Source organism: Streptomyces sp. CNH189 (assembly GCF_000527195.1).
Genome location: NZ_AZUS01000031.1, coordinates 57,627 through 71,727, shown reverse-complemented (window position 1 = coordinate 71,727; position 14,101 = coordinate 57,627). Strand labels below are relative to the sequence as shown.

Annotated in this window: 17 protein-coding genes and 1 pseudogene; 7 read left to right on the top strand and 11 right to left on the bottom strand. The window is 67.7% G+C overall.

Annotated elements, in window-relative coordinates:
• Both B100_RS0131620 and B100_RS37075 read left to right on the top strand, forming a co-directional pair.
• On the top strand, positions 1-1,572 hold a 1,572-nt coding region (locus B100_RS0131620; RefSeq protein WP_024888377.1), incomplete at its 5' end, for a deaminase.
• Between the two features lie 135 nt (positions 1,573-1,707).
• A complete protein-coding gene (locus B100_RS37075) occupies positions 1,708-1,971 on the top strand; it encodes a hypothetical protein (RefSeq protein WP_158686764.1) in 264 nt (87 codons plus the stop codon).
• A 91-nt stretch (positions 1,972-2,062) separates the two neighbouring features.
• Here B100_RS37075 and B100_RS34525 read toward each other — a convergent pair.
• Positions 2,063-3,172 (bottom strand): annotated as a pseudogene (locus B100_RS34525) (tyrosine-type recombinase/integrase); the annotation flags it as partial.
• Positions 3,082-3,879, bottom strand: a complete 798-nt coding sequence (locus B100_RS37840) for a hypothetical protein (RefSeq protein ID WP_024888375.1) — start codon at positions 3,877-3,879, stop codon at positions 3,082-3,084. The gene B100_RS37840 and the pseudogene B100_RS34525, both read right to left, overlap by 91 nt.
• 157 nt (positions 3,880-4,036) lie before the next feature.
• On the opposite strand from B100_RS37840, the gene B100_RS34970 reads away from it, so the two are divergent.
• The gene (locus tag B100_RS34970; protein ID WP_024888374.1) at positions 4,037-4,903 is read left to right on the top strand and encodes a GntR family transcriptional regulator; all 867 of its coding nucleotides are present in this window, start codon (positions 4,037-4,039) and stop codon (positions 4,901-4,903) included.
• 606 nt (positions 4,904-5,509) lie between these two features.
• On the opposite strand, the gene B100_RS0131600 is transcribed toward B100_RS34970, so the two are convergent.
• Positions 5,510-5,755 carry a DUF7848 domain-containing protein gene (locus B100_RS0131600; RefSeq protein WP_024888373.1) on the bottom strand — a complete coding sequence of 82 codons (246 nt, stop codon included), beginning with the start codon at positions 5,753-5,755 and terminating at the stop codon, positions 5,510-5,512.
• Positions 5,743-5,985 (bottom strand): hypothetical protein, encoded by a 243-nt coding sequence (locus B100_RS37835; RefSeq protein WP_051490108.1) that lies wholly within the window; start codon positions 5,983-5,985, stop codon positions 5,743-5,745. The genes B100_RS0131600 and B100_RS37835 overlap by 13 nt, the downstream gene beginning before the upstream one ends.
• 282 nt (positions 5,986-6,267) lie before the next feature.
• On the opposite strand from B100_RS37835, the gene B100_RS0131590 reads away from it, so the two are divergent.
• The 3 genes from B100_RS0131590 (at position 6,268) to B100_RS37070 (ending at position 8,718) form a co-directional block, all read left to right on the top strand.
• Positions 6,268-6,987, top strand: coding sequence for an XRE family transcriptional regulator (locus tag B100_RS0131590; RefSeq protein WP_051490106.1), 720 nt, complete (start codon positions 6,268-6,270; stop codon positions 6,985-6,987).
• Between the two features lie 2 nt (positions 6,988-6,989).
• On the top strand, positions 6,990-7,460 hold the full coding sequence (locus B100_RS0131585) for an NUDIX hydrolase (protein WP_024888370.1): 471 nt from the start codon (positions 6,990-6,992) through the stop codon (positions 7,458-7,460).
• Between the two features lie 625 nt (positions 7,461-8,085).
• Entirely contained in the window at positions 8,086-8,718 is a 633-nt protein-coding gene (locus tag B100_RS37070; protein ID WP_158686763.1) for a hypothetical protein, read from the top strand.
• Positions 8,719-8,816: 98 nt separating this feature from the next.
• Here B100_RS37070 and B100_RS0131575 read toward each other — a convergent pair whose 3' ends face one another.
• The 4 genes from B100_RS0131575 to B100_RS0131565 all read right to left on the bottom strand — a co-directional run bounded on the left by B100_RS0131575 (position 8,817) and on the right by B100_RS0131565 (position 11,138).
• Positions 8,817-9,296, bottom strand: a complete 480-nt coding sequence (locus B100_RS0131575; RefSeq protein ID WP_024888368.1) for a hypothetical protein — start codon at positions 9,294-9,296, stop codon at positions 8,817-8,819.
• Between the two features lie 144 nt (positions 9,297-9,440).
• Entirely contained in the window at positions 9,441-9,794 is a 354-nt protein-coding gene (locus B100_RS0131570; protein WP_024888367.1) for a hypothetical protein, read from the bottom strand.
• 55 nt (positions 9,795-9,849) lie between these two features.
• Complete coding sequence (locus B100_RS36075; RefSeq protein WP_078541288.1) at positions 9,850-10,140, bottom strand: DUF397 domain-containing protein; 291 nt, start codon at positions 10,138-10,140, stop codon at positions 9,850-9,852.
• A gap of 98 nt (positions 10,141-10,238) precedes the next feature.
• Positions 10,239-11,138, bottom strand: coding sequence for a helix-turn-helix domain-containing protein (locus B100_RS0131565; protein WP_024888366.1), 900 nt, complete (start codon positions 11,136-11,138; stop codon positions 10,239-10,241).
• A gap of 434 nt (positions 11,139-11,572) precedes the next feature.
• On the opposite strand from B100_RS0131565, the gene B100_RS37065 reads away from it, so the two are divergent.
• Complete coding sequence (locus B100_RS37065; protein ID WP_158686762.1) at positions 11,573-11,722, top strand: hypothetical protein; 150 nt, start codon at positions 11,573-11,575, stop codon at positions 11,720-11,722.
• Positions 11,723-11,928: 206 nt separating this feature from the next.
• On the opposite strand, the gene B100_RS0131555 is transcribed toward B100_RS37065, so the two are convergent.
• From B100_RS0131555 to ybeY, 3 genes are read right to left on the bottom strand one after another with little or no spacing between them, the layout of a single operon-like run.
• Positions 11,929-12,300, bottom strand: coding sequence for an MmcQ/YjbR family DNA-binding protein (locus tag B100_RS0131555; RefSeq protein WP_024888365.1), 372 nt, complete (start codon positions 12,298-12,300; stop codon positions 11,929-11,931).
• Positions 12,297-13,607 carry a hemolysin family protein gene (locus tag B100_RS0131550; RefSeq protein ID WP_024888364.1) on the bottom strand — a complete coding sequence of 437 codons (1,311 nt, stop codon included), beginning with the start codon at positions 13,605-13,607 and terminating at the stop codon, positions 12,297-12,299. Before B100_RS0131550 ends, B100_RS0131555 begins: the two co-directional genes overlap by 4 nt.
• Positions 13,604-14,101 carry an rRNA maturation RNase YbeY gene (gene ybeY, locus B100_RS0131545; protein ID WP_024888363.1) on the bottom strand — a complete coding sequence of 166 codons (498 nt, stop codon included), beginning with the start codon at positions 14,099-14,101 and terminating at the stop codon, positions 13,604-13,606. Before ybeY ends, B100_RS0131550 begins: the two co-directional genes overlap by 4 nt.

Here is a 14,101-nt window from a genome sequence, read left to right as displayed (position 1 = left end):
GCCTACGCGCACAACAACCCGGTGACGATGTCCGACCCGACGGGTCTGGCCATCTCCCTGACCGCCTCGGAGCGGGCCGCGGCCCTGGCGGGAGCGGGTCTGTCCGCGGCGCAGGTCGCGCAGGCGCAGTCCACCATGGGCAAGTCGCTGTCCTCGGTGATCCTGGGCGCGGCGTGGTCCACGCTGAAGGACTTCATCGGCATCAACGACGCGATGGCCTGCTTCGGCGGTGACATGTGGTCGTGCGCCGGCATGGTCCTGGGCGCGATCCCGTGGTTCAAGGCGGGCAAGATCCCCGGCGTNCTGAAGGCCATCGACCGCACGATCGACGCGATCCAGGCCTTCCGCAAGGCGAAGAAGGCGGCCGAGGCGGTGCTGAGGGCCGCGAAGGCGGCCGAGGCGGCGGCGCTGAAGGCCAAGAAGGCCGCCATCGAGAAGGCGAAGAAGGAAGCCGCGCAACGCGCCAAGAAGAAGGCGGCGGAGCAGGCGAAACGAACCTCGGACAAGGCGGTCGCGCAGACCAAGAAGACCGGTAACCCCGTCCAGAAACAGGCCCAGGCCAAGGCGGCCCCCAAGGCGTCCTCAGCCAGCAAGGGCAACGGCGGCGGCAAGAGCGGCGGCTCCAAACCCGGCGGCGACTCCGGCGGCTCCTCCCGCAGCAAGGGCGGCAGCAGCGGAAGCGGCGACTCCGGCAAGGCCGACGGAGGGGACGGCGGCTCCTGCCCCGTCGGCAACAGCTTCGTCCCCGGCACCAAGGTCCTGATGGCCGACGGCACGACGAAGCCGATCGAGGAGGTCAAGGCCGGCGACAAGGTCGTCGCCACCGACCCCGAGACCGGTGAGACCCGCATCGAGACGGTCACCGCCGAGATCAAGGGCGAGGGCCTGAAGCACCTGGTCAAGGTCGTCATCGACACCGACGGCGACAACGGCGAGGCAACCGCCGAGGTCACCGCGACCGACGGCCATCCCTTCTGGGTCCCCGAACTCGGCGAATGGCTCGACGCCACCGACCTCCAACCCGGCCAATGGCTCCAAACGAGCGCCGGCACGCACGTCCAGATCACCGCGATCGAACGCTGGACGACACCGGGCACGACCGTCCACAACCTCACCGTCGGCAACACCCACACGTACTATGTGCTGGCGGGGGCCACGCCGGTCCTCGTTCACAATTGCGGTTGGAGCGAACTCGCGTCTTATCGAGCGCGTGAAGGAATGCCTGCTCGTGGTAGTGCAGACGACACGTTCACGGCAGCCCGCCTACAGATCGACGGACAGGTCTTCTTCGGAAGGAATGCGCATGGTCGGCCGGTCGACATCCGAGTGAATGCCCAGACGAAGACGCACGCTGAAGCAGACGTATTCCAGCAGGCGAAGGACGCTGGGGCGACTGGCACCAGAGCCGTTCTCCATGTGGATCGCGACTTCTGCCGATCGTGTGGTGCGACAGGTGGAGTCGGGTCGCTGATGCGCGGCCTAGGCGTTGAGGAATTGCTGGTACATTCGCCTTCTGGAATCTTTACGATCAACGCAGTACGAAGACCGTCCACACCAAGGCCGTTGGGGTAGAGCATTGTGATTACGCTGGCAGGAGACGACAGGGACGGCTCCAAGACTCGGGATTGGGAAGTCGCGAATCCCGAACTGGAGCGGATTATCCGATCCATCGCGGACCTTGACGGGAATCGACTTACCGAGATTTCCGTGACGGAAGACGAGCCATTCCGATACTTGTCGGTTGCGGGTGGTCCAAATCTGTACCTGGTTACGGGTGAGTCGGTTGAAGGGGAGATTCTTCAACTGACAGAACCTGGTGCCGGCTCGGAGCAGATCGAACTGGTCTGTGGCGGCCAGATGGGATTGTTTGAGCGATCCTCGCTGGTTACTCAAGCTGAAGCCATCGGTGCTGTATCGGAATTCCTGATGGGTTTCCCTAACGGTTTTGGGGATGCCTGGTCTGTGAAGTAATGAACGCCGCCGGGGAGTAGGTTCGAACCTACTCCCCAGCGGCGTTTCTGGGATACAGAAGTTGCCCTTGACGGCAACGCTGACGGCAACGTCAGCGGACGACGGCTGCGGCGGGTGGGTCCTCGGCGTCGTCGTCCTGGCCGCCGAGGGCGTTGCCGAGGGCGTCTATGGCTTGGCGTTGCAGTCGGAGTCGAACGTGGGCGTAGACGCCGGCGGTGACGCCGATGTGGGCGTGACCGAGGAGTTCCTTGATGACGACGAGGTCGACGCCTTGTTCCAGGAGCAGGGTGGCGGTGGAGTGGCGGAGGTCGTGGAAGCGGATGCGGCGGAGTCCGGCCCGGTTGAGGAAGCTGCGGAAGCGGCGAGTGAGATTGGCAGGGTCGAGAGGCTGGCCAGTCGGCGTGGTGAATACGAGCCCGCTGTCGCTCCAGCCCGATCCTGCTGTCTCTCGCTCCTTGTCCTGCCGTCCTCTGTGCTCCTTGAGGGAGTGGAGGCATTCGGTGGGGAGGGCGATACGTCGTTCGGATGCCCGGGTCTTGGTGGGGAGATGTGTGAGGCCGCCGGTGCGGGTGCGCTGGAGTGAACGGCGGATGCTGGCGGTCCCGCTGTTGAGGTCGAGGTCTTCCCAGCGGAGGCCGAGGAGTTCGCCTTTGCGGAGGCCGGTGCGCAGGGCGAGTTCGTACAGTGCGTGGAGCCGTTCGGCGCGAGCCACGTCGAGGAACTTGCGAGCCTCTGTCGCCGTGAGGGGCTGGAAGCGCCTGGGCCGGGGTGCGGTGGTCTTGACGTTCCGGGCGACGTTGCGCGGCAGCTCGTCTTCGCGGACGGCGTGTTCGAGGGCGGACTTGAGCACCGAATGCACGTAGGTCACGGTCAAGACGGACAGCCGTTTCTGGCAGCACTCGCCGACTGCGCAGCACCTCTTCCGCTCGGCGTCGAGTCCGTGGTTGCAGCACTAGCAGGTAGTGCGGAGCCGGTCGAGGAAGGTGCGTACGTCCTTGGCGGTGAGCCGTGCGACTTTCTTGGTGCCGAGGCCGGGGATGAGGTGGAGGCGGACGCAGGCGGCGTAGCGGGTGTGGGTGTTCTCGCGGAGCGAGTGGATGGCGACGCCCTTCAGCCAGTACGTGAGGTAGTCGCTGACGGTGCTGTCTGCGGTGGCGGCGGGTACGCCGCGGTTGCTGTCGGCGATCTTCTCGGCGAGTCGAGGTTGGGGTCGATCACGATCAGCCGCACGTCCCGCATCAGGGATGCGTAGGCGAGCAGGGTGTTGACGGTGATCGACTTGCCGGAGCGGGTGAGGCCGGCGACCAGGGCGAGGGCGGAGTAGGCGAGGTTGAGCACGATCGGGGTGGCGTCCTCGTCCCAGCCGAGCAGCACGTCATCGGTGGAGACGAACTGACCCGGTCGGCAGATGGGAGAGCCGTCCGGGCTGAGGAGTGGTGAGCGGATCACCGCCTCCAGCGGCTCACGCCGAAACCCCCGGGCGATGATCACTCCGGGCTTGGGCTGGCTGATCCGGATGCGGCGCATGCCCCAGGCGTCGCACAGGCCCTCCTTGGCGTCCTGCCAGGCGCTCAGCCCGACCGGCGGCAGGGCATCGGCGGTGACGGTGACGCCGAAGGCGTCGGCGCGGGTGTGCAGTCGCGGGACCAGTACGCGCGGCTTGGCCGGTTGCTCCTGTGGGCCGTACTGCTGGAGCACGGTGGGAGTGGTGTCCTTGACTGCCAGGCCGAGCATCGGGGCGAGTCGCTTCCAGCTCCACCGCAGCCGCCGCGCCTGCCGCAGGCTGACCCGGGTCTCGGTATCGGCCCGGTACCAGCGAGCGAAGTAGAACCCGGCCCAGCCCAGCAGCCCGAGCACGCCGAGACAAACCACGGCCAGGAGCGCGAGCCCGAGGGGGTTGCCGCTCATCAGGTACCCGCCTTGGCGGTGACGGCGTCGGCGACACGACCATATCCGCACGCTCGCTACACCCGCAACACTCGATTCGTATCGATACACCTGTGCGTCTCGGACGCAGGGGTGGCCGGGTATGCCGTGGGTGCCAGTCCGCCGCTTCCCTCGTGTCATGACGCTGCCCCTGGACCAGGACCCCCGGCCGCCGTACGTGCAGGCTGCCGACGTCCTACGCGCCGCCATCCGTGACGGCGAGCTGCGTCCGGGCGAGCGACTGCCCTCCGCACGCGAGCTGCAACGGCGTTTCGGGATCGCGAGTTCGACGGTCCAGAACGCCCTGCGTCTGCTCAAAGAGGAGGGGCTGATCTACTCCGTCCTGGGCCGGGGTAGCTACGTGCGGTCCCAGGACAGCGGGACCGAGCAGGAAGAGAACGAGGCCACCGCCGACGAGAGAGACCCCGCGTACGTCGGGCTCGGTGACCTTCGGCGGGGATGGCAGGTGGCGCCCTCCGACGATCCACGCCCCCCGTATGTGCAGACCGCGGACGCGCTCCGCAAGCAGATCCAGGACGGTCGGCTCGCACCAGGGGCCAAGCTTCCCTCGGCACGCGAGCTGCAAGAGCAGTTCGGCATCGCCAACTCCACGGCGCAGAACGCCCTGCGGCTCCTCAAGGACGAGGGATTGATCTACTCGGTCCAGGGGCGGGGTGTGTTCGTCCGCCAGCTGAGCCCGCGCGAGCAGTTCCTCAAGCGCTACAACGAATCGCTGGAACAGATGGCGGCCCAGCGCCGAGCGGACGAGGAAGCCGTACGGCTCAGCGGCAAGACCGATGACGAGGTCGCCGCCGAACTGGAGGCCGCCGAGGAACGCCTCGCGAAGGCCGGCGCCGAATTCGAAGCCGCCACAGCCCACCGGGACGCGATGCGTGCCGTCGTGGAACAACGCAAGCGCCTCAGCGGCAACTACACCGACGAGGAGAAGGCCGCCAAGGCCCAGCTCCTGCGCGACAGACTTGCCGAAGGTCGACGCCGACGCTGACTTCGGACCACGTCACGACGTGGCAGCAGGGGGACGACTCTCGGAGAGCTGTTCAGAGTTTCTTTACTTGATCAAGGGCGTCCCGCTGACGCGGGCCGCCGCGCGCCGGCGGTCGGTGACCGCCGCCCGCTCCTGTCTGCCGCCCCGCTGGCGACGGCCGCCGACCACTCGGCGCGCAGAGCCCAGAGGCACAGGCCGGACTGTCAATCGGCAGCCCCGCTGTCCGACCGCTCAGCAGCAGACCGGTCGGGTCCCCGAGAGGCCGTCCGGCGATCTCGTACCGTGTGGCGTCGGCACCCCGGCGGAGCTGTCGTCCGGAACGCGGCTGTTGTGGCTGGCTGGGGGCCGTGACGATGGAAATAACTGGGCTGATGCCGGTGCGGGGTTGAGCGAGACACACGTGGCGGGTGATCGGTTGGCGCGCCCGCCGTCGTGGCTGACTTTCTGGGGCTGAGGCCGGAACCTCACGGTCATGGGCGCGGCGCACAGGTGAAGGCCCGTCCCTGCCGGGGCTGACGAGGACGGGGGAGCCTCGATCGGCCGCGCCCGGCAGGGACGGGAGTCGGGTGGGTCAGCGCGGTGCGGTGTCTGGGAGGGCGGGGCGGGTCACATCTGGCGCCAGGTCCGCCAGGGCCGGGTGATGATCTCCCGGTAGGTGTGGTGGGACGGGTTCTGGCCGCAGTGCCGCAGCACCCAGTTCTGCGGTTCGGCGAAGTCCTCGCTTGTCGGGGACGTCTCGCCGTCCACGGCGCACTGCATCGCGTACAGGACCGGCTCCGCGTCCGGCTCGCGGTCGGGCTGGAGCGTCCAGGTCTCGTAGCGCAGGACCGAGCGAGGGGTCACCGTCCCCACCTCCGGTTGGCCACGGCCACCTTCGCGCTCAACTCCTCCGTTGGAGTCGGTGGGCGAACGTCCTCGGGCGGCACGTCCCACTCCCGGCCACCGCACGGCGGCCGAAGCTGCACGTACGGCCCCACATGTCCCATCACCACGCCCACCTTGCCGTTCCGCCGGTCGACCACCAGGGCGCCGGCATCGGGCGAGACGGTCTGCCCGCCGGTATCAGGGGTGGGGGCCGTCATCGTGACCACCCCGGCGAGGCGGCGCGCGACTGGGCGTCCAGTCGCAGGGCGGGAAGACATGGAGTGGCGCTCATTCGCACGGTGACGCTCCTCGGCGGCGTTGATGCGTGCCCCCTGGGCCTGTCGGTGCCGCAGGGTCGGCACCGATCCTCACGCCTGTCACCGGGACGAAGGAACCTCCACCAAACCCCATTCCGGGACGTCCCGCACCGTGTAGAACGTCCCTGGTGCCGTCCCGAGACAAAGGGGAGACTCGTGCCGAACGAGAGACTGCGAGCCGTCATGGCAGCCGGAGGGTGGACGTACGCGACCCTCGCCCAGGAGGTGGAGGTCGACCCCAAGTCGGTCGAGCGCTGGGTGAACCTCGGCCGCACCCCACGTCGTGCCACAGCCCTGCAGGCGGCCAAAGCCCTGGGAGAAGACGTGCACGCAATCTGGCCGGCACTCCGCCAAGCCCGCCCCGCCCGCGCCATCAGTCCCGAGCTGGTCGCGCTTCACGAACAGCGGGCCGACATCCCCGTCTCGACGTTCACCGACCTCATTGCCCAGGCCAGAGAACGGATCGACATCCTTGTCTACGCGGCCGTCTTCCTCCACGAGGCGTACCCGCGGCTGAACGAACTCCTCACCGAACGCGCCGCTGAAGGCTGTACCGTCCGCATCGCGATCGGGGACGCCGACAGCGACACCGTCCAAGCCCGCGGCCAGGAGGAGCGGTTCGGCCACGGCATCGAGTCCCGCTGCCGCCTCGCGCTCATGCACTACGGGCCCCTCGCTGGCACCCCCGGCATCGAAGTCCGCACGCACGGCACCACGCTCTACAACTCCTTCTACCGCGCCGACGACCAGCAACTCGTCAACGCGCATGTGTGGGGCGTCAACGCCTACGCCGCGCCGGTGTGGCATCTTCGCCGGCATGAGAGAGGCGGCATGTTCGACACGTACGCCGAAAGCTTCGACGCCGTGTGGGCGACCGCAACCCCCGTACGAGAGGAAGACTGACCGTGGCCCGCACCGAGTACTACGACGACCCCAGCGCGCCCAAGCCAAACAGCATGGTCGTCGCCGCCTCCGCCGTCGTCACCGACGATCACGGGCACATCCTCCTCCAGCGCCGCCGCGACAACGACCTGTGGGCCCTGCCCGGCGGAGGCATGGACCTCACCGATTCCCTACCAGGGACAGCTGTCCGCGAGGTCAAGGAAGAAACCGGCCTCGACGTCGAGATCACCGGCCTGGTTGGCACCTACACCGACCCGAAACACGTCATCGCCTACACCGACGGCGAGGTCCGCCGACAGTTCAACGTCTGCTTCACCGCGCGCATCACCGGCGGCCAATTGGAGATCTCCGACGAGTCCACCGAACTTCGGTTCGTATCGCCGGAAGAGATTGAGCAGTTGCCGATGCACCACACCCAACGGCTCAGGCTCCAGCACTTCCTGGAACGCCGCGAAAAGCCGTACCTGGGCTGAACCGGCTGACGGCAGTAGCTGACGGCAACAACCCCGCACAACCGCGGACACCCACGCACTTAACCGGACCAGCAAACAGCGCTTGAACTGCGGAAAAGCAGGTAGAGCGGTGCCGCGTAGCACACGTACTATGCGCTGGCAGGGGCCACGCCGGTCCTCGTTCACAACTGTCCAGCCAGGGGTGGCGCGACGCCTGGTCAGATCGGAGATCGAGGAGTCGATCAACTGGAAAGTGACGTAGTGGCCCAGGGGCACACTGTGGTGGGGCGAGAAGTCCATGCTCGTATACCGGGTACTAGGCACGCGAAGGGCAACTACCGCAAGTATGACCTGGTCACGATGAAAGACGGTTACATCTACCTGCACGAATCAAAGAATGGGCCCGGCGCTAATTACGAACCACACCAGAAGGCAATGGATGATCTCTTCACGGAGACGGGGTTGATCCTCTATGGCCGGTACGCGAGGCGAGGAGGCATCGCCGGGTACCTGGACCCATCACGATTCGTGATCAACGTCGTCCATCAAGACGTGTGATGTCGCAGCGCATGCACACCCACGTTCCCGGCAGGGTCATGCCGGGGCCAAGGCGTGCGCTTCTCCCCTGGCCGCGGAGGTTGCAACAGTGAAAAAGTCTGAGGTCTTCAGAGAGATCGCCGGCGCGATGAAGGCCGTCGGCTTCAGACGACGGGCTTCCAACTACGAGTACGTGCTGGATCTCGGGCATGGTTTCGAAGGATGGTGCTCCTTTGCGGATCACGCCAAGCGCGGGAGCAGCGATTTGCTGGTGGCGACCTTTGCCGGAGTCCGCTGCTCAGCCGTCGAAGAACGTATTGCACGATGGTGCGGCGACGTCGTGCCTGGTTGGGATGGACGGAGCTACGTGGCCACGGTATCGGCAAACGTCGGTTACCTCAGGCCTGAAGCGCAGTGGTTGGAGCACCCCGTCGACTTGACCGGTGATGCGCCGGCCGAAAGCACCCAGAGGAACATGCAGGATGTCACCGGCATCGCCCTCGAGTTCATGCGTCGGACAGCCTCGTACCAGGGTGTGACGCAGGCCCTGATCACCGTGAAGGGGCAGATGCCTGATCGCCAAATCGAAAGACTTCCCCTCACCTACGCACTGCAAGGGGAGTACGAGAAGGCTCACCACCACCTCAGCGCTATGCGGAAACTGGTGGACGACGAATCGTACCTGGCACCGCGATATCTACGTTACTTGGCTGGGTTCGAGGAAGAATTCTTGTCTGTCTGATCGGCTCGCTTCTCGCCGAGGCGGCGGGAGGAGCGCGAGGACTGCTTCACGAGTCACCTGGGCCGGACTGAAGTCCGGCCCAGGCCTGCCGACCGACGTCAGTCGAACACGAACGGCCCCGGCGCCTGTGGCCCCGTCGCCGTGCAGGTGATCGTGATGAAGCCGAAGGCCGTCACCTTGAGGGTGCCGCCGTAGGACTCCAGGCTGTCGCCGGGGGCGACCGTGCCGGAGAGGGGGCCGACTTCGAGGGCGTCGCCCGTGGACATCGCCGGGTTCTTCGTGCCCTTGAAGACGACCGTGCCGCCGTCCGCCTTCACCATCGTCAGCTGCGAGACCAGGGAGTCCTGGCCGAGGGAGACCGGCGCGGTGACCGACGAGGTCTTGAGCGTGATCGTCGCGGACGTGCCGCTCTGGGTGGCCGTGAGGGTGGCGTCACCGCCGCCGTAGCTGCCGCAGTCGGCGGTGGCGGTCGCCGTTCCGGGATCGACGGCGGCGGCGGTGGGGGCGAACGCCAGGCCGCAGACGGCCAGTGCGCCCGCGGCCAGGGACAGACCTGTGCCGAATCGCTTGCCTCTCATGGGATTCCGGTTCCCTTCCGTGTGGGGGCAGATGGGGGTCCGGACCCGCTGCGTGTCCATTGATGCGCGGGAGGCGCCGCGCATCAAGGTGGAGATCCGGCCTAATGACCGGGGGTGACAGCAGTGGAGGACGGGCCGGCCGGTTCAGCCCGCCGTGACCGTCTCCCGGACCGTGCCGTCCGGGCCGGCCACCAGCACCGGCGTGTCCGCGCCGCCCAGGTCCCGCACGGCAGCGCGGTCCTCCGCGGAGGCCGACTCCGCCGCCGTCACCACCGCCGCCGCTTCCAGTGAGGTCGCACCGGACGCCACCGCCATCGCCACCGCCGTGCGCAGCGCGCTGAGCCGGAGCGAGTCCAGGGCGACCGTCCCGGCGACATACGTACGGCCGGTCTCGTCGCGTACGGCCGCGCCCTCGGGCACGCCGTTGCGGGCGCGGACGGAGCGGGCGAGGGTGACGATCTTGCGGTCCTCGGGATCGAGGGCGGTGGTGTCGGTCATGATCCGAGCATAAGGAACGGCCCGGGGTTCATCCCGCGACGGGTGCCGACACCGCTCACGAAACCGCGCGGCGCGTGGGCGGGGTGCCGTCGAGGGCGCCGAGGAAAGAGCTCCAGGCAGCCGGGGTCACAGCGATGATGTCGTCACCTCGGCGCTTCGAGTCGCGGACACGGATTCCCGTGCCCGTGCAGGTGACCTCGACGCAGTCCTCTACTGCGGACCTGCTGCTCTTGCGCCACGCCCATGCCCGTGCCTGCGTCACCCTCAACCTCCACCCCCGTCGTGGACCGCCCAGCCGGGGGCGTCCCCCATGCGGCTGCCGTGGATCGCACGGCAGAACCTCCATGGTAGGTGCATCAACCACCTACGCAGACATGACAATTCCGCCAACTTACCGTGGCGTACACGGCAAGTTGACGCGGAAGCGACTAGGACACATGCCGCTCAGGCGTCGTCCTGCTGCAGCAGCACCTCCAGTTCGTCACCACCCTCCGCGATGCGCGCCGCGAGTCGCCGGAGCACCACGTCGACCCCGTCCTTCAGTGACATGTCCTCCAGTTCCCAGTAGCGCTCCAAGTACTGGCGGGTTTCCTCCGCGGATGTCGAAGCGGTGGTCAGCCCCCTGGAGTCCTCGAAGAACAGGGCGTCCTCCATGCCCTCCGCCTGGAACTCGAACAGCGTGAACGGCCCCTGGATACCCGGGTGCGCGCCGATGCTGAACGGCAGGATCTGGATCCTGACATGCGGCCGCACGGACAGCTCGGCCAGGTGCTCCAGCTGAGCCCGCATCACGCCACGCCCCCCGGTCGCGCGGCGCAGTACCGACTCGTCCAGGACGAAGGAGAACTCCCGCCCTTCCTCGTCCGTCAGGAGCTCTTGCCGCGCGAGGCGTGACTCGACGATGCGGTCCACGTCCTCTTCCGGCATGTCCTTGCCGTACGTACCGATGACAGCCCGCATGTAGTCCTCGGTCTGCAGCAGACCCGGCAGCAGCAGCGGCCCGAACTGGCGATGGACCGATGCCGCCGACTCCAGCGCGAGGCGCTGCATGAAGTCTTTGCTGTACAGGTCGCGGTATTCGGTGAACGGCATGCGCCGGCTGCCGCGTGCCATGTCCAGCAACTCGTCCAGCTTGCGTCGGTCCGTGATCCCGTAGGCGGCGGCGAGCGGGCGCAGATCGTTGACGGAGATACCGACCTCCCCCGCCTCGATCCGGATGAGCTTGGAGGGGCTCCACTCCATCCGGTCGGCGACCTCGCGTTGCGTCAGGCCCGCGGCCACCCGGGCCTTGCGGAGCTCGGTGCGTAGCCGCAGGCGCAGCAATGCCGCACTCTTCACAGGCATGATTGCAGCACCCCCCATCGGATCCGGCATGGTGCAACATAGCAGATTCGCATATGGCTCATCGAGACCTTTCGAGAGGGGATGCTTCGGACCAAGATCTGGGAGTCGTCCCAGGTGAAGGCCTATCACACCGCGCGCACCTGCGCATATGTCCTGCTAACCCGTAGCCAGGCGCCAACTTGCTACATCGCAGATTGGCATGCATCGCAACGCCGACTTCCTACAAGCTCTATACCGAACCGCATCAGTCAGGTTACGCTCACAAGCGTAACTCTCCATGCACGGTCCACTACAGCAGAGGGGGCGAGCAGCCATCAGAAGCCTCGATGGACACGATGGGCGCAGGTCAAGGCCGCCGGTCCCACTCCCCACACCGCCCGTCCGTGGCTCGCCGGAACTCGGCGGCGGACGGCGGGGGAAGGAGCGGATCATCGATGTCGGACCGACAGGAACAGGAAGGAGAGCGCCGCCCCGAGCCGACCAAGCGCACATGGGGAGAGCGGGTGGACCTGGCCCTCCCGCTGATCAACCTCCTCATCGCGATCCACAAGATCGTCGACGAGTGGGTCATGCCCCTCGTGTGACAGCAGTCAGCCCCGACCTGAGCGGTCGGGGCCGAAGACGGCGGACGCCCTGAGTGAAGGACGCTTCCCGCTCCGATTGTCCCTGGCAGGCGTTCCGGAGCGGTGGCGCCGCAGCGCACCGTGAGTACATTCTGCCCCCTCGCCATGGCATTGGCGAGGGGACAGTCACGACAAGTCGGCGTGCGCCGGGAGCACGTGAGCGCGCGTCACGGTCGGTCGAGGCGCAGGCGGGCCGCTTGTGGAAGGCCCGCCACTACGGCGTCGTAGGAGTCCTCGACCAGCTCCCTGACCAGGCGGTCCGGGAGCTCGCCGGTGGGTCCGCCGGACACCGTCACCGTGTTCCAGTGCCGCTTGTTCATGTGCCAGCCCGGGGCGATCAGGTCCGGGTGGTCGGCGCGGAGGCGGATCGCGTCGTCCGGGTCGCACTTGAGGTTGACCTTCAGCGGGCGCGCGCCCAGGTCCGTCAGGGCGAACATCTTGCCCAGCACTTTGAAGACCGAGGTCTCCGGGTTGAAGGGGAACTCCTCCACCGCCGCGTTGAAGGACAGGCACAGGGCGCGCAGCCGCTCCGGGGTCATTCCTCCGGCTCCTCCTCGCCGGCCGGCGGCTTCGCCGGGCCCACGGGCTCCACCAGCACCGTCACGATCTTGTTGCGGCGTCCGGCGGAGGACTCCGCGGTGAGCCGCAGCTCCCGCCCGTCCGGCAGTTCCATGACGGACGAGGCGTCCGCGATCGGCACCCGGCCCAGGCGCTTGGCGAGCAGTCCGCCGACGGTCTCGACGTCCTCGTCGTCGAACTCCTCCAGCCCGTACAGCTCACCCAGGTCGGTGATGTCGAGGCGTGCGGTGACGCGGTGGCGGCCCTCGCCGAGGTCCTCGACCGGGGGCAGCTCGCGGTCGTACTCGTCGGTGATCTCGCCGACGATCTCCTCGAGGATGTCCTCGATGGTGACGATGCCCGCGGTGCCGCCGTACTCGTCGACGGCGACGGCGACGTGGTTGCGCTCCTTCTGCATCTCGCGCAGCAGGTCGCCGGCGTTCTTGGTGTCGGGCACGAAGAAGGCCGGGCGCATCGCCGTGGAGACGAGTTCGTTCTCGGCGTCCCGGCTGATGTGCGTCTTGCGGGCCAGGTCCTTGAGGTAGACGATCCCGACGATGTCGTCCTCGCTCTCGCCGGTCACCGGGATGCGGGAGAAACCGGAGCGCAGGGCGAGGGTGAGGGCCTGGCGGATGGTCTTGTACCGCTCGATGACCACCAGGTCGGTGCGCGGCACCATCACCTCGCGCACCAGGGTGTCGCCCAGCTCGAAGACCGAGTGCACCATGCGGCGCTCCTCGTCCTCGATCAGCGACTCCGCCTCCGCGAGGTCCACCAGCGCGCGCAGCTCCGCCTCGGAGGCGAAGGGGCCGTGCCGGAAGCCCTTGCCGGGCGTGAGGGCGTTGCCGATGAGGATCAGCAGCGAGGGGATCGGGCCCATGATCCGGGCCAGCGGCACCAGCACGTACGCGGCGGCCGTGCCCGTGTTCAGCGGGTGCTGCCGGCCGATGGTGCGCGGGGAGACCCCGACGGCGACGTAGGAGACGAGCACCATGATGGCGATGGCGATCAGCAGCGCCTCGGCCGTCCCGTCGAACTCGCGCACGCTGCCGTAGGTGATCAGCGAGGCGGCGGACATCTCGCAGATGATGCGGACCAGCAGCGCCACGTTGAGGTAGCGGGTGGGGTCCGCGGCGATCTGCGCGAGCTTGGCGCTGCCCCGGCGGCCGGAGCGTACGGCCTCCTCGGCGCGGAAGCTGGAGACGCGCGCGATGCCGGCCTCCGCGCAGGCGGCGAGCCAGGCGACGACGACCAGCGCGAGGGCCCCCAGGACGAGTTGCGCGCTCATGACACGGTCGGGGCCGGAGACGGGCCGGTGAGGCCCTTCTCCGCGCGCCAGCCGTCCACGATGGCGGCCTGCAGGCCGAACATCTCGGCCTTCTCGTCCGGTTCCTCGTGGTCGTAGCCGAGCAGGTGCAGCACACCGTGGACGGTGAGCAGCTGCAGCTCCTCGTCCATGGTGTGCCGCGTGGGTGCTTCCTCGCCCTGCTTGGCGGCGACCTCGGGGCAGAGCACGATGTCGCCGAGCAGCCCCTGCGGCGGCTCGTCGTCGTCCTTCGACGGGGGCCGCAGCTCGTCCATGGGGAACGACATGACGTCCGTGGGCCCGGGCAGGTCCATCCACTGGATGTGCAGCTGCTCCATGGCGCCGGCGTCCACCACGATCACCGAGAGCTCGGAGAGCGGGTGGATCCGCATCCGCGCGAGCGCGTAGCGGGCGATGTCGAGGATCGCCTGCTCGTCGACCTCGGTTCCGGACTCGTTGTTGACGTCGATCGACAT

Excerpts from the sequence above, each read along its gene's own strand:
- B100_RS37840 (WP_024888375.1), bottom strand. The coding sequence starts at position 3,879 with ATGAGCGGCAACCCCCTCGGGCTCGCGCTCCTGGCCGTGGTTTGTCTC.
- B100_RS0131550 (WP_024888364.1), bottom strand. The coding sequence starts at position 13,607 with ATGAGCGCGCAACTCGTCCTGGGGGCCCTCGCGCTGGTCGTCGTCGCC.
- B100_RS36075 (WP_078541288.1), bottom strand. The coding sequence starts at position 10,140 with ATGGAGGTTCTGCCGTGCGATCCACGGCAGCCGCATGGGGGACGCCCC.
- B100_RS0131590 (WP_051490106.1), top strand. The coding sequence starts at position 6,268 with ATGGCAGCCGGAGGGTGGACGTACGCGACCCTCGCCCAGGAGGTGGAG.
- B100_RS37835 (WP_051490108.1), bottom strand. The coding sequence starts at position 5,985 with ATGACGGCCCCCACCCCTGATACCGGCGGGCAGACCGTCTCGCCCGAT.
- B100_RS0131575 (WP_024888368.1), bottom strand. The coding sequence starts at position 9,296 with ATGAGAGGCAAGCGATTCGGCACAGGTCTGTCCCTGGCCGCGGGCGCA.
- B100_RS0131565 (WP_024888366.1), bottom strand. The coding sequence starts at position 11,138 with ATGCCTGTGAAGAGTGCGGCATTGCTGCGCCTGCGGCTACGCACCGAG.
- B100_RS0131570 (WP_024888367.1), bottom strand. The coding sequence starts at position 9,794 with ATGACCGACACCACCGCCCTCGATCCCGAGGACCGCAAGATCGTCACC.
- B100_RS34970 (WP_024888374.1), top strand. The coding sequence starts at position 4,037 with ATGACGCTGCCCCTGGACCAGGACCCCCGGCCGCCGTACGTGCAGGCT.
- B100_RS37065 (WP_158686762.1), top strand. The coding sequence starts at position 11,573 with ATGTCGGACCGACAGGAACAGGAAGGAGAGCGCCGCCCCGAGCCGACC.
- B100_RS0131555 (WP_024888365.1), bottom strand. The coding sequence starts at position 12,300 with ATGACCCCGGAGCGGCTGCGCGCCCTGTGCCTGTCCTTCAACGCGGCG.
- ybeY (WP_024888363.1), bottom strand. The coding sequence starts at position 14,101 with ATGTCGATCGACGTCAACAACGAGTCCGGAACCGAGGTCGACGAGCAG.